Annotated in this window: 18 protein-coding genes and 1 pseudogene; 3 read left to right on the plus strand and 16 right to left on the minus strand. The window is 56.8% G+C overall.

Annotation, left to right across the window (positions count from 1 at the left end):
- Window positions 1-48 precede the first annotated feature (48 nt).
- The 14 genes from L972_RS05315 to yceD all read right to left on the minus strand — a co-directional run bounded on the left by L972_RS05315 (window position 49) and on the right by yceD (window position 11,792).
- Window positions 49-990 (minus strand): tyrosine-type recombinase/integrase, encoded by a 942-nt coding sequence (locus L972_RS05315; protein WP_231560901.1) that lies wholly within the window; start codon window positions 988-990, stop codon window positions 49-51.
- A 379-nt stretch (window positions 991-1,369) separates the two neighbouring features.
- Window positions 1,370-2,149 (minus strand): TatD family hydrolase, encoded by a 780-nt coding sequence (locus L972_RS05320; RefSeq protein ID WP_005345529.1) that lies wholly within the window; start codon window positions 2,147-2,149, stop codon window positions 1,370-1,372.
- A 25-nt stretch (window positions 2,150-2,174) separates the two neighbouring features.
- On the minus strand, window positions 2,175-3,122 hold the full coding sequence (gene holB / locus L972_RS05325; RefSeq protein WP_047436360.1) for a DNA polymerase III subunit delta': 948 nt from the start codon (window positions 3,120-3,122) through the stop codon (window positions 2,175-2,177).
- Entirely contained in the window at window positions 3,107-3,748 is a 642-nt protein-coding gene (gene tmk / locus L972_RS05330) for a dTMP kinase (RefSeq protein ID WP_047436364.1), read from the minus strand. The genes holB and tmk overlap by 16 nt, the downstream gene beginning before the upstream one ends.
- Window positions 3,748-4,749 carry an endolytic transglycosylase MltG gene (gene mltG, locus L972_RS05335; protein WP_047436366.1) on the minus strand — a complete coding sequence of 334 codons (1,002 nt, stop codon included), beginning with the start codon at window positions 4,747-4,749 and terminating at the stop codon, window positions 3,748-3,750. Before mltG ends, tmk begins: the two co-directional genes overlap by 1 nt.
- A complete protein-coding gene (pabC, locus tag L972_RS05340) occupies window positions 4,739-5,545 on the minus strand; it encodes an aminodeoxychorismate lyase (RefSeq protein ID WP_047436369.1) in 807 nt (268 codons plus the stop codon). Before pabC ends, mltG begins: the two co-directional genes overlap by 11 nt.
- A gap of 68 nt (window positions 5,546-5,613) precedes the next feature.
- Window positions 5,614-6,855 (minus strand): beta-ketoacyl-ACP synthase II, encoded by a 1,242-nt coding sequence (gene fabF / locus L972_RS05345; protein ID WP_005360452.1) that lies wholly within the window; start codon window positions 6,853-6,855, stop codon window positions 5,614-5,616.
- A gap of 82 nt (window positions 6,856-6,937) precedes the next feature.
- Window positions 6,938-7,174, minus strand: coding sequence for an acyl carrier protein (acpP, locus tag L972_RS05350; RefSeq protein WP_005300909.1), 237 nt, complete (start codon window positions 7,172-7,174; stop codon window positions 6,938-6,940).
- A gap of 158 nt (window positions 7,175-7,332) precedes the next feature.
- Window positions 7,333-8,067 (minus strand): 3-oxoacyl-ACP reductase FabG, encoded by a 735-nt coding sequence (fabG, locus tag L972_RS05355; protein ID WP_005351850.1) that lies wholly within the window; start codon window positions 8,065-8,067, stop codon window positions 7,333-7,335.
- Between the two features lie 13 nt (window positions 8,068-8,080).
- Window positions 8,081-9,016 carry an ACP S-malonyltransferase gene (gene fabD, locus L972_RS05360; protein ID WP_047436373.1) on the minus strand — a complete coding sequence of 312 codons (936 nt, stop codon included), beginning with the start codon at window positions 9,014-9,016 and terminating at the stop codon, window positions 8,081-8,083.
- Between the two features lie 71 nt (window positions 9,017-9,087).
- Window positions 9,088-10,047, minus strand: a complete 960-nt coding sequence (locus L972_RS05365; RefSeq protein ID WP_040065495.1) for a beta-ketoacyl-ACP synthase III — start codon at window positions 10,045-10,047, stop codon at window positions 9,088-9,090.
- Window positions 10,048-10,054: 7 nt separating this feature from the next.
- Window positions 10,055-11,074 carry a phosphate acyltransferase PlsX gene (plsX, locus tag L972_RS05370; protein WP_047436376.1) on the minus strand — a complete coding sequence of 340 codons (1,020 nt, stop codon included), beginning with the start codon at window positions 11,072-11,074 and terminating at the stop codon, window positions 10,055-10,057.
- A gap of 9 nt (window positions 11,075-11,083) precedes the next feature.
- The gene (gene rpmF, locus L972_RS05375) at window positions 11,084-11,251 is read right to left on the minus strand and encodes a 50S ribosomal protein L32 (protein WP_005300935.1); all 168 of its coding nucleotides are present in this window, start codon (window positions 11,249-11,251) and stop codon (window positions 11,084-11,086) included.
- Window positions 11,252-11,270: 19 nt separating this feature from the next.
- Window positions 11,271-11,792, minus strand: coding sequence for a 23S rRNA accumulation protein YceD (gene yceD / locus L972_RS05380; RefSeq protein ID WP_013723766.1), 522 nt, complete (start codon window positions 11,790-11,792; stop codon window positions 11,271-11,273).
- Between the two features lie 118 nt (window positions 11,793-11,910).
- On the opposite strand from yceD, the gene L972_RS05385 reads away from it, so the two are divergent.
- On the plus strand, window positions 11,911-12,492 hold the full coding sequence (locus L972_RS05385) for a Maf family protein (RefSeq protein WP_047436380.1): 582 nt from the start codon (window positions 11,911-11,913) through the stop codon (window positions 12,490-12,492).
- A 100-nt stretch (window positions 12,493-12,592) separates the two neighbouring features.
- Here L972_RS05385 and L972_RS05390 read toward each other — a convergent pair whose 3' ends face one another.
- Together L972_RS05390 and rluC are read right to left on the minus strand one after the other, a co-directional pair.
- Window positions 12,593-13,267: an HAD-IA family hydrolase gene (locus L972_RS05390; RefSeq protein WP_047436383.1), complete on the minus strand. Its 675-nt coding sequence runs from the start codon at window positions 13,265-13,267 to the stop codon at window positions 12,593-12,595.
- Window positions 13,267-14,211: a 23S rRNA pseudouridine(955/2504/2580) synthase RluC gene (rluC, locus tag L972_RS05395; protein ID WP_005351815.1), complete on the minus strand. Its 945-nt coding sequence runs from the start codon at window positions 14,209-14,211 to the stop codon at window positions 13,267-13,269. The genes L972_RS05390 and rluC overlap by 1 nt, the downstream gene beginning before the upstream one ends.
- 413 nt (window positions 14,212-14,624) lie before the next feature.
- Here rluC and rne point away from each other — a divergent pair, with 413 nt between their 5' ends.
- A complete protein-coding gene (gene rne / locus L972_RS05400; protein ID WP_047436386.1) occupies window positions 14,625-17,717 on the plus strand; it encodes a ribonuclease E in 3,093 nt (1,030 codons plus the stop codon).
- Window positions 17,718-18,093: 376 nt separating this feature from the next.
- Window positions 18,094-18,443, plus strand: a pseudogene (locus L972_RS20610) (IS3 family transposase); the annotation flags it as partial.

An 18,443-nucleotide genomic window follows, 5' to 3' on the forward strand; every position in this document is an offset into this window, starting at 1 on the left:
TTTGGATTTAGCTAAAAACCGGTCATTTCAAATAGTTTTTGACATGTGTCAAAGCAAGCCATCAAGGGCATGATCGGAAAATTTATGGGCGTCATCGAAGTACTCCTGCAGGGTTCGCATATCCTTGTGGCGCGTCACCTCGATGATCTTGTTCATCGGCTTGCCGGCAGTCACCGCCGAGGTGATAAATCCACGGCGCAGGCTATGGCCACTGACGTAGAGATCGTCAATGGTTTGACCAGTTCGCCGCTTGATCATCAAATTGATGCCCTGAGGGCCGAGCGGTTCGGCCATCAGTTGCCCCCAACGATTCATGCGTCGAAACAGCGGCCCCTCGCTGATCCGGCTTTTGTGTAGCCAGTTTTGCAGTGCTGATACGGGACAGTAGTGCTTGCCCGGGATCAGGGCGATCTCGGTTTCATGCAGCTGATGTTTGCTCGGTTTGAGGCGAAGGCGGATCCCCTGCCCCATAAAATCGAGATCGCTAACCTCAATTCGGGCCGCTTCCGAACGGCGCAAGGCGCCACTAAACATCAACAGCAGCAGGGTGTGATCACGCAAGCCTGCCAAGTCACTGGTGTCGATGCCATCGAGCACCTGGGTCAATGGTTGCAGCGTCAGGGCGCCGGTTTTGCGTTTGCGGTTATCCCCCAACCTGACAATACCGCGCATCATCTCCTTGATTTCGGGATGTTCGGTGGGCATGGGGTGAATGCCTTTCTGCTTGAAGGCATAACGGATCCCGGCAAGCCGTCTCACCAGGGTTGCCGGTTTTCGAGGTTCACCGTTACGCAACTCCCCCTTCCCCTCCTCTTTATCCAGCCATATCCAGTCGGCCAATACGCCGTCGGCCTGATCAGCGAGAAAATTCATGATGTCGTGATGGGTCGTCTGTAGCGGATCCAGCCCGTGCAATTGGCACCAGAAGACAAAAATACGGGTATCAGCCTGATAGGCATTGAGGGTGGAATCCGCTTTTGCACTGCGCAAAAAGTGGCGCGCCCGGCTATTTAGTTGCGCATCAAAAACAGTCTGCAGTGACTGATGAGCTGGATTAGACAAGGTTGGATATGCCACGGAACGCTATGATTAATATGAAGTTTGAGAGGATCTTACAGGATCCTTCCCACACATCAAGTATCGATAATGAATATTATCGATACTAAGAACATCATATTTTTATACCCTTTGACCATGCTGAATAAAAGAAACATAGGAATATCATTCGACCCGGTTTAGCAAAAACGAAAACGTAAAAGTAACATTTGCAGTAATAAGTGAGAGATAACGCAGCTCGGTATTGATATTCAGGTGGGTAATCAGCTTGGTATTTGAAAATTAAAAAGCCCCGAATAACGGGGCTTGGGTGTTATTTTTTCGCCAGCTTGAACAGTTCAAAGAAATTCCGGCTGGTGGCTTCTGCCAATTCATTGAGCGGAATATGACGCAGGTCAGCAATAAACTGCGCAACGTCTCGCACAAAGGCGGGTTCGTTCTCCCTCCCCCGATGCGGTACGGGGGCAAGATAGGGCGAGTCGGTCTCGACCAGCAATCTGTCGAGGGGCAGAGCCTTGACCACCTCTTGCAGTGCAGACGCATTTTTGAAGGTGGCGATCCCGGAGATGGAGATATAGAACCCCATCGCCATCGCGGCTTGCGCCATCTCGAGAGACTCGGTGAAACAGTGCAGCACACCGCCAACCTGATCTGCTCCCTCTTCACGCATGATCTGCAAGGTATCTTGTTGAGCATCGCGAGTGTGGATGATCAGCGGCTTGTTCAGCGCGCGAGCAACCCGGATATGTTCGCGGAAAGAGGCTTGCTGAACTTCCTTATTCTCGGGCGAGTAAAAGTAATCGAGACCTGTCTCACCGATGGCCACCACACGTGGATCGGCAGCTTGCTTGAGCAGCAACTCGGCATCGACACCGGGTTCCTGATTGAGCGGATGTACCCCGCAAGAGGCAAAGACCTGGGGATAGGGAGCGATCGCCTCGAGCATGGTCGGGAACTGTGCCTGAGTCACACTGACACAGAGAAAATATCCCACGTCCAGTTTCGCGGCCTTGGCAAGTACATCGGCCATGCTGGTCTGCTTGCTGCCATAGCTGAGGCGATCGAGATGACAGTGGGAATCAACGAGTAACATATACAACCTTTCTGCTTGTCGGTACTTATAACCAGCGACTGAGCCAGTTCATCAAATGGATGGTGGGATTGGAGAGCTGCCCCGGCTGGCAAGCGGCCTTGAGGGCAACCAGACCTTGTTCTGCTTCCAGCAATTTTTCGCTGGAGTGCTGCTCCGCCAACCGCTGACTCAAGATTGCCAGATCCGGCATTGCCAGCTGATGGTGACCACATCCGGCCTGGGTTTTCAGGGCATCGCACAAAAAGAGCTGCAACCAGTGCAACCTGACCTGCGTCTCCTGACCAAGCTGGCTGCACAGTGCTGTCGCCTTGACCGGACTTTGACTCAGGGCGACAAACTGTTCCAGCAATTCCCTGCGAGTACCGTCCTGTTGCTGCTCGATATAGTCGAGTACCCGCAGCGGGGCCCCCTGACAGATCCGCACCTGAGCCAGAGTGGCCTGATGACCCTGCTCGGCCAACCAGCGTACTGTCTCCCCTTCCGCAGGCAACTGACAGACATGTTTGTGACAGCGACTGAGAATGGTGGGAAGCAACCGGGAAACCTGGGAGGCGATCAGCAACAGTAAGCTGTCGCCTGCCGGCTCTTCCAGGGTTTTCAGCAAGGCGTTGGCCGCCGATTCGGTCATCCGTTCCGCATCAGGAATGATCACCACCTTGCCACGGCCGAGCTGGGCAGAGCCCTGCAGCCGGGTGCAGATCTCGCGAATGGCCTCGACCCCGATGGTCTTGCTGTCGCGAGTTATGGTGCCGAGATCCGGGTGGTTGCCCTTGTCAAACAGCTGGCAGGAGTGGCACTGACCACACGGTTCTCCACGATCCGGTTGCTGGCAAAGGTGTAAACGCGCCAGCCGCTCGGCCAGTTGCTCCTTGCCAAGACCGGGATCGCCCAGCAACAACCAGGCGTGGCCGAGACGACCGGACAGGGCCGTCTGGCTCAGGGCATGCCAGTCGGGGATCAGCCAGGGATACATAGCGGCTCGTTCGACAGATAGTGATTCAATGCACGCTCGATGGCAGCTTTGACCTGTTCCGGCGTTTGCGCCGCATCGATCACCACAATGGAATCATCCTTGGCGGCCAGTTCGAGATAACGAGTTCGGGTACGCTCGAAGAAGCTCAGTTGCTCCAGTTCGATGCGATCCAGCTCGCCGCGATGGCGGGCGCGCTGCAAGCCAAGGGCAGGATCGATATCGAGATAGAGGGTGAGATCCGGCTTGAAGTTGCCGAGCACCGCCTGCTTGATGGCTCCGATAAGCTGTGCATCGATACCACGACCACCGCCTTGATAGGCCTGGGAGGAGAGATCGTGGCGATCCCCCACCACCCAGACACCGTCGGCCAGTGCGGGTTTGATGCGGGTCTCCACCAGTTGTACGCGGGAGGCATACATCAGCAGCAATTCCGCCTCGATGGTGAGGCGCTCGTCGTGCACCTCTTTGACGATGGCCCGCATCCGCTCGGCCAGCGGCGTACCACCTGGCTCGCGGGTGCACTCGATCCGGTTGATGCCGTGGCGCTGCAGATAGTCGGTCACATAACGCACGGCCGAGCTCTTCCCTGCCCCTTCCAATCCTTCGATCACAATAAATTTAGACATTAGGGTTTCTTCAATATGTATTCGCGAACCGCCCGATTGTGTTCATCGAGGGTCTTGGAGAAATAGTGGGCACCGCCCCCCTTAGCGACAAAGTAGAGATAGTCGGTCGACTTGGGGTTAAGCGCAGCTTCGATGGAGGCCTTGCCCGGCATGGCAATAGGCGTGGGCGGCAGACCATCGATCACATAGGTGTTGTAGGGATTCTTGTCGGTCAGATCGCTGCGGCGAATGTTGCCATCGTAGCGATCTTTCACCCCGTAAATGACGGTGGGATCGGTTTGCAACTTCATGCCCAGGCGCAGACGATTGACAAACACCGAGGCGATCTGCGCACGCTCGTCCGGCTGGCCGGTCTCTTTCTCGATGATGGAGGCCATGATTAACGCCTCATAGGGGGTCTTGTAAGGCAGGTTGGCCTGACGTTTCTCCCAGCTCTGCTGCAGGAAAGTCTCCATATCCTGATGGGCACGACGCAGGATTGAGAGATCGCTGGCATGGGTGGTATAGGCGTACGTTTCCGGCAGGAACCAACCCTCCAGCTTGCCATTCTCGATGCCGAGCTCCTGCGCCAAGTCGGCTTCGGATTGCTCAACGGTCAATCGCTCAAGGTATGGGGCGCTGGAGAGCTGCTTCTGCCAATCCTCGAAACGGGAACCTTCGACGAAGGTGAGGCTGAAGTGAAACTCCTTGCCCGATGCAAACAGGGAAAGGGTTTCCTTGAGAGGGGCCCCTTCCTTGATTTCGTAGGTGCCCGATTTGATGGCCACCAGTTCGGGATGGCTGCGCAACCAAAGCCGCACCGCCCAGGGGCTGGGTTCCCCCTCACCCAGTTCGGCAATGAGGCGCGCCGCATGGGCGCCCTTCTCCACCGTAAAGAGCCGGGTCGGCCCCTTGTTGGTGAGCGTCTCTACCTGTTGCCATTTGTAATGTACATAGCCCCCGGCAGCGGCTACCGTCAGTGCCGCCCCCGCGAGCAGGGTGTAAAGCCGATTAAACTTCAATGACCAAACGCTCCTGTAAACGGCGACTCAATACCGCTGGGGGATAGTGGATATCCTCGATGCCATTGACCGGCACGATCCCCATCAGGGTATTGGTGAGCCACACCTCTTCCGCCTGCCATAGTGACTCCAGCGGAGCCTCTACCACACGCAACTCAATACTCATCTGTTTCAACATCGCTATCACCTGGCGGCGCATGATGCCATCGACACCACCGCGGGCGAGATCGGGCGTAAACACCGTCTTGCCCCGACGCCAAAACAGATTGGCACTGACCCCTTCAACCAGAAAACCTCGACTGTTAAGCACTATCCCTTCGACTGCATTCCGGCTGACAAGTTCGCTTTTCAGCAATACCTGCTCCAGACGATTCAAGGTTTTAAGCCCGGCCAGCATAGGGGCATCACCGATCCGCTGGCGGCACACCACCATCTCGATCCCCGCCTGTTGCCACTGGCCATAGTGAGTGGGAAATGGCGCTAGGCTGATAATCCGGGTCGTGTGCTGACATCCGCTGCCATCATAGCCCCGCCCCCCCTCGCCGCGGGTCAGGATCACCTTGGCCACGCATTGTGGCTGCTCGGCCACCATCTCTTCAACCTCCCGGGTCAGGAGATCCCAGTCCGGCTCAACCAATCCCAGCCGGTTGTTGGCCAGCTGCAACCGTGCCAGATGGGCAGGCCACTGCAACACGCGCCCCTCCCTGACCGCCATGGTGGTGAAATGACCGTCACCATAAGCCAGCCCCCGATCATAGGCCGAGATGGTATCAAGCTTCATGCCATTGATAAGCAAAGGGATCCCTCTGATAAAAAAGGCCCGATACCGGCAGTATCGGGCCTGTGTCTTTGCCCTGCGGCAAATTATACGCGTTTGAAGATCAGTGAGCCATTGGTGCCGCCAAAACCAAACGAGTTGGAAAGGGCGTACTCAAAGCTACCTGGCTTGGCCACATGGGGTACCAGATCCAGATCGCACTCATCATCCGGGTTGTCCAGGTTGATGGTGGGCGGAGCCACCTGATCACGCAGGGCCAACACTGTGATGATCGCCTCGATGGCACCGGCGGCGCCCAACAGGTGACCGGTCATGGACTTGGTGGAGCTGACCATCAGGGATTTGGCGTGCTCACCAAACACCGACTTCATGCCACGCAGTTCAGCCACATCACCCAGCGGGGTGGAGGTACCGTGCGCGTTGATGTAACCAATCTGCTCGGGGGCAATGCCGGCATCCTTGATTGCATTTTTCATGGCACGAGCGCCACCGTTGCCATCTGCAGGAGGCGCAGTCATGTGGTACGCGTCACCGCTCATGCCAAAACCGACCAGCTCGGCGTAGATCTTGGCGCCACGGGCCTTGGCGTGTTCGTACTCTTCCAGTACCAGTACACCGGCACCGTCACCCAGCACGAAACCGTCGCGATCTTTATCCCACGGACGGCTCGCTTTTTGCGGCTCGTCGTTGCGGTTGGAGAGTGCCTTGGCGGCAGCAAAACCACCCATCCCCATCGCGGTGGAGGCTTTCTCGGCACCGCCGGCGACCATCACGTCGGCATCACCGTAAGCGATCATCCGACCCGCCATGCCGATGGCATGGGTACCAGTGGTACAGGCGGTAGTCACGGCGATGTTCGGCCCTTGCAGACCTTTCATGATGGAAAGATGACCGGACACCATATTGATGATGGTGGACGGAACGAAGAAGGGACTGATCTTGCGCGGGCCGCCGTTGACCAAGCTTTCGTGGTTCTGTTCAATCAGACCCAGACCGCCGATACCGGAGCCAATCGCCACGCCGACACGTTCGGCATTCTCTTCATTGATGGTCAGGCCGGAATCATCCAGCGCCTGCATACCGGCCGCGATGCCGTATTGAATGAAGAGATCCATCTTGCGAGCGTCTTTACGGTTGATACCGTACTGCTCGGGATCGAAATCCTTGACCAGACCTGCGAAGCGGGTTGCAAACTCGCTGGCATCAAAGTGTTCGATAAGAGAAATGCCGCTCTGCCCGTTGAGCAGTGCTTGCCAGCTGGATTCGGCAGTGTTACCCACCGGGGAAAGCATCCCCAAGCCGGTCACCACGACTCTGCGTTTTGACACTGAGGTAGTCTCCGAGAGGTGTTTTGAAAAGGAACAAATACAAAAGAAGCGGCCCTTGGGCCGCTTCTTTCAGAACAGGAACTTATTCCTGATTAGCGGTGATGTAGTCGATAGCCGCTTGAACAGTGGTGATCTTCTCGGCTTCTTCATCAGGAATTTCGGTATCGAATTCTTCTTCCAGCGCCATTACCAGTTCAACGGTATCCAAAGAGTCAGCGCCCAGGTCGTCGACGAAGGAGGCAGCGTTCTTAACGTCTTCCTCTTTAACACCCAGTTGTTCGATGATGATTTTCTTTACGCGTTCTTCGATGTTGCTCATGACCTGAATTTTCCTTTAAAAATACGCTATTTGCGTCTGGTTGGGGTAGTTTATTCAATTGACGTGAGTTTGCAAGTAGCTTGCCGCTGGTCAAACCACGAAATGTGCCAAACTTCGGCGTACTATCGCAAATTTGAACAGATCTTACGACAAATTGATTACACCATGTACATCCCGCCATTAACATGCAGGGTTTCGCCGGTGATATAGGCTGCTTCATCAGAAGCCAAGAATACCACAGCTGCGGCAATTTCTTTTGGATCACCCAAACGGGCGGCTGGCACCTGACTCATGATGCCGGCACGTTGATCGTCATTCAGGGCACGGGTCATGTCGGTTTCGATGAAACCGGGAGCAACCGCGTTCACTGTGATACCACGGGATGCCACTTCCCGCGCCAACGATTTGGTAAAACCAACCAGACCGGCCTTGGCGGCAGCATAGTTGACCTGACCGGCATTGCCCATAGTTCCCACCACGGAGCCAATGCTGATGATGCGACCGTGACGTTTCTTCATCATGGCACGCAACACCGGTTTGCTCAGACGATAAAGCGAGGTCAGATTGGTATCGATGATCTCGTTCCACTCGTCATCTTTCATCCGCATCAACAGGTTGTCACGGGTGATCCCCGCGTTGTTGATCAGGATGTCGATGTCGCCAAAGCGCGCCTTGATGGCGGCGAAGACGGCTTCGATGGATTCTTGGCTGGTCACGTTCAGTGCCATGCCGCAACCATTGTCGCCCAGATAGGCGCTGATCGCCTCGGCACCGCTCTCGCTGGTCGCCGTACCGACCACTTTCGCGCCACGGGCCACGAATGTTTCGGCAATCGCACGGCCGATGCCACGACTGGCACCGGTCACCAACACAACCTTATCGGTAAAGCTCATCACTTACTCCTGTTTACTTGATCTGGGCCAGCGCCTGCTCGAAAGAGGCGGCATCGTTGGCGTGAATACCTTCCACGCGCTTGTCGATGCGCTTGGCGAGCCCGGTCAACACTTTGCCCGGTCCCATCTCGATCTCGAGGGTAACGCCCTCATTGGCCATCCGCTCGACAGTCTCGGTCCAACGAACCGGGCTGAACAGCTGACGTACCAGCGCTTGCTTGATGGCGGCCGGATCCTGTTCACAGGATACATCGACATTATTGATGACCGCGATGGTTGGAACCTTGATCTCGATCCCGTCCAGCGCAGCTGCCAGTTTTTCTGCGGCAGGTTTCATTAACGCGCAGTGAGACGGTACGGAGACAGGCAGTGGCAGCGCACGCTTGGCGCCCGACTCTTTCATCAGCACGTTGGCGCGCTCAACGGCCTCTTTGTGACCGGCGATAACCACCTGGCCCGGGGAGTTGAAGTTGACCGGAGAGACCACCTGCCCTTGTGCCGCTTTTTCGCAGTTGGCGGCGATGGATTCGTTATCAAGGCCGATGATGGCCGCAATGGCGCCGGTGCCTTCCGGTACCGCTTCCTGCATGGCCAGACCACGCAACTCGACCAGTTTGACCGCATCGGCAAAATCGAGTGCGCCGCTGCACACCAGCGCGGAATACTCACCCAGGCTGTGACCCGCCATGACGGCAGGAGTTGCCCCACCCTGCTGTTGCCACAGGCGCCACAGGGCGACAGAGGCAGTCAGCAGCGCAGGCTGGGTGCGCCAGGTTTTGTTCAGATCTTCAACCGGACCATCCATCACCAGGGCAAACAGGTCATAACCCAGCACCTGGCTCGCCTCGGCGAAGGTCTCCTTGATCACGGCATGTTGTTCGGCCAGCTCGGCCAGCATGCCAACGGACTGGGAACCTTGTCCCGGGAAGGCAATGGCAAATTGGGTCATCATTGATTCCTTTTAGATAAGACAAAAATGAAATCGGTGACGGGATGATGGAGACACCATCCCGCCGAAGATCAGAGGCGAACCAGCGCCGAGCCCCAGGCGAAACCGCCACCGAAGGCTTCCAGCAGTACCAGCTGACCCGGTTTGATCCGGCCATCACGAACCCCTTCGTCGAAGGCGACCGGAACGGAAGCGGCAGAGGTATTGCCGTGCTTGTCGAGGGTCAGCACCACTTTATCGAGACTCATACCGAGCTTCTTGGCAGTGGCGCTGATGATGCGGAAGTTGGCCTGATGTGGCACCAGCCAATCCAGCTCGCTCGGCTCGATGCCAGCAGCGGCCAACGTTTCGGTGACGATCTCGCTCAGACGGGTGACCGCGACCTTGAAGACATCGTTGCCCTTCATGTACATGTAGGCTTCGAGCTCGGCACCCGGCATGCCGCGACGAGGGTGCGGCAGCTTGAGCAGCTCGCCATAACGGCCATCGGCATGGAGATGGGTAGAGAGGATGCCCGGCGTCTCGCTGGCACCGACAATCACAGCCCCTGCCCCATCACCAAACAGGATGATGGTGCCGCGATCTTGCGGATCGCACATGCGGGAGAGCACATCGGCCCCGACGACCAGCACATGGCGGGCTGCGCCGGATTTGACGAACTGATCGGCAATGGAGAGTGCGTAGGTGAAACCGGCACAGGCAGCTGCCACGTCAAAGGCAGGAATGCCCGGTACGCCGAGCAGCCCCTGCAGCTCGCAGGCGGCAGCCGGGAAGGCATTTTCAGCACTGGTGGTGGCCAGCACTATCATATCGAGATCGGCAGCGGTCAAACCGGCTGCATCCAGGGCGCGCAGAGCGGCCTGGTAAGAGAGGGTGGCAACGGTTTCGTCAGCCCCGGCAATACGGCGCTCACGGATACCGGTGCGTTCCACGATCCACTCATCACTGGTCTCAACCATCTGCTCGAGATCGGCGTTGGTACGCACTGAACTCGGCAGGTAGCTGCCAGTACCCAGAATTTTGCTATGCATAGAGTTCTTATAGATCCCTGTCAGAGAAGACAGCTTCAAGGCGATCTGCTATTTGCAGTGGAAGTTGATGTTTGGCCTCTTGTGCGGCCAGCAGGATCGCATTACACAGGGCGCGCCGTTCGGCCCGCCCATGACTTTTTACCACAATGCCGCGCAATCCTAACAGACTTGCTCCGTTATACTGGTCGGGGTTCAGGTAAGAAAAACGCCGTTTGAACATAAATCCGGCGATCCGGCCAAGAAAAGTGCGTTTCTTGCGGGGATATCCGGCCAGCTGGGCCATCATCCGCACCACCCCTTCTGCCGTCTTGAGGGCGACATTGCCGACAAAACCGTCGCAGACGATCACGTCGCTGTCGCCGCTGAAGATGCGATCCCCTTCTACAAACCCGACATAATTGAGCGCGTGGCACTGACGCAACAATTCGGCGCTGTGGCGCACCAGATCGTTGCCCTTGATCTCCTCCTCGCCGATGTTGAGCAAGGCAACACGGGGGGATGCAATGCCTTCTACCTTTTCGGCCACGACGGAGCCCATCACCGCAAACTGCAGCAAGGTATCCGCATCGCAACTGACGTTGGCGCCTAGATCCAGCATCACGGTGCGTTTGCCACACAATGTCGGCAGCGCCTTGATAAGTGCCGGCCGATCGACCCCGGGCAGGGATTTGAGCACGCACTTGGCCATCGCCATCAACGCACCGGTATTACCGGCACTGACGCAGGCATCGGCCTCACCGGCTTTCACCAGATTGAGTACCACCCGCATGGAGGAGTCTTTCAGAGTTCGCAGCGCCACGATCGGTTTATCGCCCATGCCAACCACCTGGGATGCATGTACGAAACGAACGCGGGGATGATTCAGCAAGCCATGTTGCTGCAGCAGAGAAGAGCTCTGATGCTGGTCGCCGACCAGGATCAGTTTTAACTGGGGTAAAAGAGACAGTGCCTGCACGGCGGCAGGCACTGTTTCCGAGGGGCCAATATCTCCCCCCATGATGTCTAGCGCGACAGTTTGCGTAGACAAAGGCAATCCTTAAGCGATTACCTTTTTACCGCGGTAGAAACCATCGGCAGTCACGTGGTGACGACGATGAATTTCGCCACTGGTCTGATCAACAGTCAGGGCAGCGGTGGTCAGCGCATCGTGGGAACGACGCATGCCACGCTTGGCACGGGTTTTACGGTTCTGTTGTACGGCCATTGTAGGCTAACTCCTAAATTCACTTACGTTTAAGCTCTTCAAGAACTGCAAAGGGATTCGGCCGCTCATCAGCAGGTTCGATTTCACCCCAGGTCATCTCCATGTTTCCTCTCGGGCATGCATCCAGAGAATGCATTGCAACTTGAGGCAACGAGAGGATGAGTTCATCCTCCAGGATTTGATGAAGATCTATCTCGCCGTTTTCGTCCAACTCAATGGGCTCATAAGCTTCCGGCAGTTCTTCCTCGTTTGTTCTTTCGAACAGCGGAGTGTAGATAAATTCAGCTTCACAGAGGTGTTCGAATGTCTCTCCGCAACGTTGGCAAACCAGGTCAACCTTGGCATGGGCAGTGCCTTTCATAACGGTCAACTTCTGGACATCTTTGCCAAAGTGCAGTGATACATCGATATCGCTCTGCAAGCCAGCGGTTGATTCCTCCAGCCTGGGCATCTGCGACTTTTCCACTATCCCGATGTAATCGAGCAGCTTCAAGGCACTACGGACTGGATCAACCTTAACGGGCAACTTCACCTTTTGCATAGGGCGCGAATAATATAGGTCCAACAACTGATAGTCAAAGGAAAAAGTCCTTACCGCCGATGATTTTAACGTCACAAGTCCCTAGAATGCCGGTACCTGCTTTCATCGGTACCTGATTATGCCACAGAATCTGATCCTCGCCTCAACTTCTCGCTATCGCAAAGCCCTGCTGGAGAAGCTCGGTCTCCCCTTTGAATGTGCCGCCCCCGATGTGGATGAGCGACCACTGGCTGGCGAATCCGCCGAGGCGCTGGTGGCCAGACTGGCTCGTGCCAAGGCTGATGCCATCGCCGGGCAACGTGATCACGGCTTGATCATCGGCTCTGATCAGGTGTGTGTCTGTAATGGCCGCATCCTCGGCAAACCGGGAACCATCGACAATGCCATCGCCCAGCTGATGGTGGCTCAAGGTCGCAGCGTCACCTTCTATACCGGCCTGTGCGTGGTGAATGCCGCAACCGGTGAGGCTCATCAACTGGTGGAACCTTTCACCGTCCATTTTCGCAACCTCGATGAAGCCGCCATTCGCCGCTATGTAGAGGCTGAATTGCCCCTCGATTGTGCGGGCAGTTTCAAATGCGAAGGGATGGGGATCGTGCTGTTCAAGGGGCTGGAAGGGCGCGATCCTAACGCCTTGATCGGTCTGCCGCTGATCGGCCTGATCGAGCTGCTGGAGCGCCACGGTGTTGCCCTGCCCTGATTGCGGGTAAATAGATAAGCTAGATCGAGCATATAAAAAGCCCGGTCAATAGACCGGGCTTCTGTTATCAATCAGATCGACGTCTCTTAAAGAGACGCGTCTATAACAGCCCGCGAAGAGCCGCCATAGAATCCACCACCGCCACTGGCCCGTGACGACTGAGGGCATCGCGGCTATCCACCCCCCAGGTGACACCAATACGCGGCATGGCGATCGCCTCGGCCATCGCCATATCGTGAACAGAGTCGCCGATCATTACCGCCTGCCGGGGTGACAGCCCCAGCTCGTCCAGGATCTGCTCAAGCATCAGCGGATCAGGCTTGGAGCGAGCCTCATCGGCCCCGCGACTGGTTACAAACAACGGGCGCAGTCCGGTCTCATCCAATACCCGATCCAGCCCACGGCGTGATTTGCCGGTCGCGACGGCCAGTTGCAGCCCTCGTGACCGCCAATCATGCAGCAACTCCCCTGCCCCGGAAAACAACGGGCTGGGGGTGGCATCGTGCAGATAGTGATGACGATAGCGATCGATGAGTGCGGCAATCTGGCGATCATCAAAGGCACTGCCACTACCACTACCACTACCACTACTTAAAGGGAACAGACGGGACATGGCGACATCAAGGCTCAATCCGATGATTTGCCGGATCTGGGTTGGTGCAGGAACCGCCAGCTCACAATCTCTGGCGGCCCCCTGCACACAGGCCACAATCCGGCCCACCGAATCCATCAGGGTACCGTCCCAATCGAAAATGGCGAGCCGGATGTCCTGCATCAGCGTGGCAAGCCGTTGAGGAAGTTGTCGAGTTCAGGTGCCAGCGGTGCTTCTACCTGCATCTCGCGACCATCGGCCGGATGGGTGAAGCTGAGCTTCCAGGCATGCAAAAAGAGCCGTTTCAGCCCTTGGCTGCGCATTTTCTCGTCAAACGCCGCTTCACCGTACTTATCGTCACAGGCGATCGGATGGCCGGCATGCAGGGTATGCACGCGGATCTGGTGGGTACGACCGGTGATGGGGCTGCACTCGACCAGGGTCGCTTCGGCAAATTGACGCACGATACGGAACCGGGTTTCGGAGGGTTTGCCATCGGCACTGACCCGCACCACCCGTTCGCCAGACTGCAGGTCGTTTTTGCGCAGCGGCGCATTGACCACCTTGACGTGAGCCTGCCATTTGCCACGCACCAGCGCCAGATACTGCTTGCGCATGGTCTTGACGCGCAACTGCTCATGCAGGCTGCGCAGGGCGCTGCGTTTCTTGGCAACCAGCAATACACCAGAGGTGTCGCGATCCAGTCGATGAACCAGTTCGAGAAAACGGGCTTCCGGCCGCAGGGCTCGCAGCCCTTCAATCACGCCAAAGCTCAGGCCGCTGCCACCGTGTACTGCCATGCCGGAGGGCTTGTTCAGCACGATCATGGCATCGTCTTCGAACAGGATCTGGCTCTCCAGACGCTGGATAACCCCGAGGTTTGCCGAAGGCAGCTCATTCTTCTCGGCAACGCGCACGGGGGGCACCCGCACCTCGTCACCTGCGCAGAGTTTGTACTCCGGTTTGATGCGCTTTTTGTTTACCCGCACTTCGCCTTTGCGAAGGATGCGATAGATCAGGCTCTTGGGGACGCCCTTTAGCTGAGTCTTGAGAAAATTGTCGATGCGCTGCCCGTCATGCTCAGCTTCGATGGTGAGCAGCTGCACTTGTTGTTGTATCTGTGTCATGGCGCGGATTTTAACACTGCCAGCGCCCCTTGGCTGCATGGTTTGTTGAAAAATGGCGCCTTGCTATAAAAGAGGTTTAAATGGGATAATAAACAAGGTTTTGTCATTGTGTTCAAGCCTTGTACTAAGTGGCCAAAAAGTATGCCACCCAATCCCGAAACACCGTGTATACAAGAACATGACGGTTCCCGGGTGCGAGGTACAACGCATGGAGAACACAAACATCACCGTTTATTTGTCTCCATTTCGGCATCCTAATTCATTCCTTCTCGAGAAGTGATGACCAGAACGCCCTTAGTTTGCGCCTCATGCATACCCCAACCGGGAGGTTGCCCCAGTATGCTGAAGACCCGAGGCCGGCGCTGGCAGGACCCAGATGGAGGAAATCAAAATGACACAATAATGAGAACTCAATGAAAAGAATGCTTATCAACGCAACTCAAGAAGAGGAGTTGCGCGTAGCGCTGGTTGACGGACAACAGCTCTACGATTTGGATATTGAAAGTCCGGGACACGAGCAGAAGAAAGCGAACATTTACAAGGGTAAAATCACCCGCGTAGAACCCAGCCTTGAAGCTGCTTTTGTCGACTACGGCGCCGAGCGCCACGGTTTCCTGCCGTTGAAGGAGATCGCCCGCAATTACTTCCCCTCCGGTTACTCCTATCAGGGTCGTCCCAACATCAAAGAAGTGGTCCGCGAAGGTCAGGAAGTTATCGTCCAGATCGACAAGGAAGAGCGTGGCACCAAGGGTGCAGCCCTCACCACCTTTATCAGCCTGGCAGGTAGCTACCTGGTACTGATGCCCAACAACCCCCGTGCCGGTGGTATCTCCCGCCGCATCGAGGGTGATGAGCGGACTGAACTGAAAGAAGCCCTGAGCGGATTGACCGTGCCGGAAGGCATGGGCCTGATCGTACGTACCGCCGGTGTGGGCAAGTCGCCAGAAGAGCTGGAATGGGATCTGAACGTTCTGCTCAACCACTGGGACTCCATCCACAAAGCCTCCCAGGAGCGCGCCGCGCCGGTACTGATCCATCAGGAAAGCAACGTCATCGTGCGTGCCATCCGTGACTATCTGCGTCGCGATGTGGGCGAGATCCTGATCGACAATCCGGTGATTTTCGAACGCGCCAAGGCCCATATCGAGCTGGTACGTCCCGATTTCCTCAACCGTGTGAAGCTGTACAAGGGTGAAGTTGCCCTGTTCAACCACTTCCAGATTGAGAGCCAGATTGAATCAGCCTTCCAGCGTGAAGTGCGCCTCCCCTCCGGTGGCAGCATCGTTATCGATCCGACCGAAGCGCTGACCTCCATCGATATCAACTCCTCCCGCGCCACCAAGGGCGGCGATATCGAAGAGACTGCGCTGCAAACCAACCTGGAAGCGGCCGACGAAATTGCCCGTCAATTGCGTCTGCGCGACTTGGGTGGCCTGATCGTAATCGACTTCATCGACATGACGCCGGTTCGCCATCAGCGCGAAGTGGAAAACCGTCTGCGTGAAGCGGTGCATCAGGATCGTGCCCGCATCCAGCTGGGCCGGATCTCCCGTTTCGGTCTGCTGGAGATGTCTCGCCAGCGTCTGCGCCCCTCCCTCAACGAGTCCAGCAGCCATATCTGCCCCCGTTGCCAGGGCCAAGGCGTGATCCGTGACAACGAATCCCTCGCACTGTCCATCCTGCGTCTCATCGAAGAAGAGGCCATGAAGGACAACACCGAGCAGGTTCACGGCCAGGTGCCAGTTGATGTTGCCGCCTATCTGCTTAACGAGAAGCGTGCCGCCATCGCCAGTCTGGAACAGCGCAATGATGTGCGTGTTTACATCATTCCGAACCAGCATCTGGAAACCCCGCACTACGAAGTGACTCGCATTCGTCAGAACGAGATCCCGGAAGCGGCCAGCTACGAGCTGAAAACCGAGATTGCCAAGCCGGTCTACCAACCGAAGCAAGCTCAGGTGATCGAGCGTGAGCAACCGCTGCTGCAAGGCTTTGCCCAACCGGCACAACCGGCTCCTGTTGCACCGCAACAACCGGCGGCTCCCGTTGCTGCGGCCCCTGCCGAATCCGGCTTCTTCAGCAAGCTGATCAAAGGCATTACCGGCCTGTTCAGCAGCGATGCCGCCCCTGCCGAAGTTAAAGCGCCCACCGAGAAACCAGCAGCTCGTGAAGCACGCAAGGATGAAGGTCAACGTCACCAGCGCGAAGAAGGTCGTGGCCGTGGTCAGCGTCCTCGTCGTGATGACAACCGTGGCAACCGCAACAATGCGGAAGCAGGCGAGAAGCGTGAAGGTGGCAACCGCGAAGCTGGTGAAAACCGCAATCGCCGTCCACGTAAAGAGCGCGAGCCTCGTCAGGAGCGTGAAGCTCGTGGCGAAGTACGCAGCGAACAACGCATGGAACGTGAACCCCGTCAGGAGCGCGAGCCTCGAGAACCGCGCCAGGAACGTGCGCCACGTCCAGCCCGTGAACCTCGTGCTCCCCGTGAGCCGCGCGCCGAAGTCGTTGTTGAAGCGGTAGACGCCGTTGATGCAACTGCCGTCCAGCCACGTCAGGAGAAAGAGCAGAAAGTGGCCGAGCGCCGCGAACGTCGCCAACTGCGCAAGCAGATCCGCGTCGATGTCGCCGCTGCTGACACCCCTGCCCTGCCGGTTGAAGAAGTACCAGCGCAAGCTGAAGTGATCGATGCCACCGTGGGTAACGAGCAGGAAGAGCAGAGTGAAGGCCAGCGCCGTTCACGCCGCACTCCGCGCAGCCAGCGTATCGAAGGTCAGCGCCGCAAGCGCATCAACGAAGATGCCCGCAGCCAACGTGACGAAGAACAGCAAGATACCACCACTCTGACCACCGCAGCTCAGGCAGATATTGCCAAAGCGCAGGTCGAAGAGCCGGTAGTGCCTGTTGTTACCATCCCGAGCGCTGAAGCCGTCGCTGCTGCCCTGCAAGCCTCTGCGGCACTGACCGAGCATGTGGTTGTCGAAGCCGTTGCTGAAGAAGCTGCCGAGCAGGCTGCTGCCCAGGTCGAAGCAACTCAAGCCGATGTGATAGCTAGCCCGGTTGTTGCAGCTGTTGCAGAAGTCGTGGTTGCAGCAGAGCCAGAAGTTGCCGTTGTCTCCGCTCCGACTGTCAACATGGCTGCCACTAAAGTCGTTGAAACTGCTCAGGTTGTTGAAGAAGTCCCCGCTGTCAGCACTCCTGTCGTGGAAGCTGAACCGGCTGCAGTCGAAATGCCAATTGCTGTTGTCGAAGCCCCGGCACCTGTCGCTGCGGTTGTGGTGGAAGAGACTCCGGTCGTTACCAAACAGGTAGCTCACGGTGCCGGCCTGTTGGCTCGTGCCCGCAAAGCATCCGCGCCGATGGCAACCCCTGCCGAAGCCCCTGCACTGCCTGCTCGTGAGCCGGTTAACTACCCGCCGCTGGTACGCAACGAAGTGAGCACATCAGGTCGTCATGGTGGCAGCACAGCCGCCGTCAACGTGGCCACCTGCCCGGCCGGTCGCCCCTAAGCAACCCGGGTTGCCCCCTAAACAAAGCCACACCAGCCGGTGTGGCTTTTTTATTTCTCTCTTCCCTATCCTCTTATAACTCCAACGAGCCCCTCGGCGAGACTCACGCCCTCCCTCTGTTATTTGTTTTTTGCTGTTCCCACTCGTGCCTGCGCTTTGAATATCCCCGAGAGTGCCTATTGAAAGCGTTTATGTTCAGCATCATGCCAATTGATATTGTTAGTTTAGACTCTTGTTTGTTGGCATATGAGGGAATTATTCGGATAACCTTTTTAAGGATTAAATTCAATGAAGCCATTCATGAGGCAGACTTGGCGGTTGATGCTGTTTGGTATAATCATCCCGGGCACCATTTTCGGTGGTACAGTCGCCACCAAACCAATTAAGAGAGCAAGCCCCTATCACCCTGCTCTGCTGCGCTTTCGATGTTCCCACTTCCTGTTTTTACGATTATCTGGCTCGCAAGCGGATGATTAACCGTGAGAGGATACAGCAACGCAGCGAGTTGCGCCGTTTGTTTAAAGGGAGCCGGGGCTCGGCAGGCAGCCGAGTGCACACCGTTATAAGGTGTGCACAGTCTGAACGACCGGATATTCCCAATCTGCTGGCCCGCGAATTTGATGCTCCACAACCTAACCATGTGTGGTGTGGCGATATCACCTACGTCTGGGCCGGTGGTCGTTGGCATTACCTGGCAGCGGTGCTTGACCTGCACACCCGGCGGGT

The organism is Aeromonas sp. ZOR0001, from assembly GCF_000801015.1.
GTDB lineage: Bacteria > Pseudomonadota > Gammaproteobacteria > Enterobacterales > Aeromonadaceae > Aeromonas > Aeromonas veronii.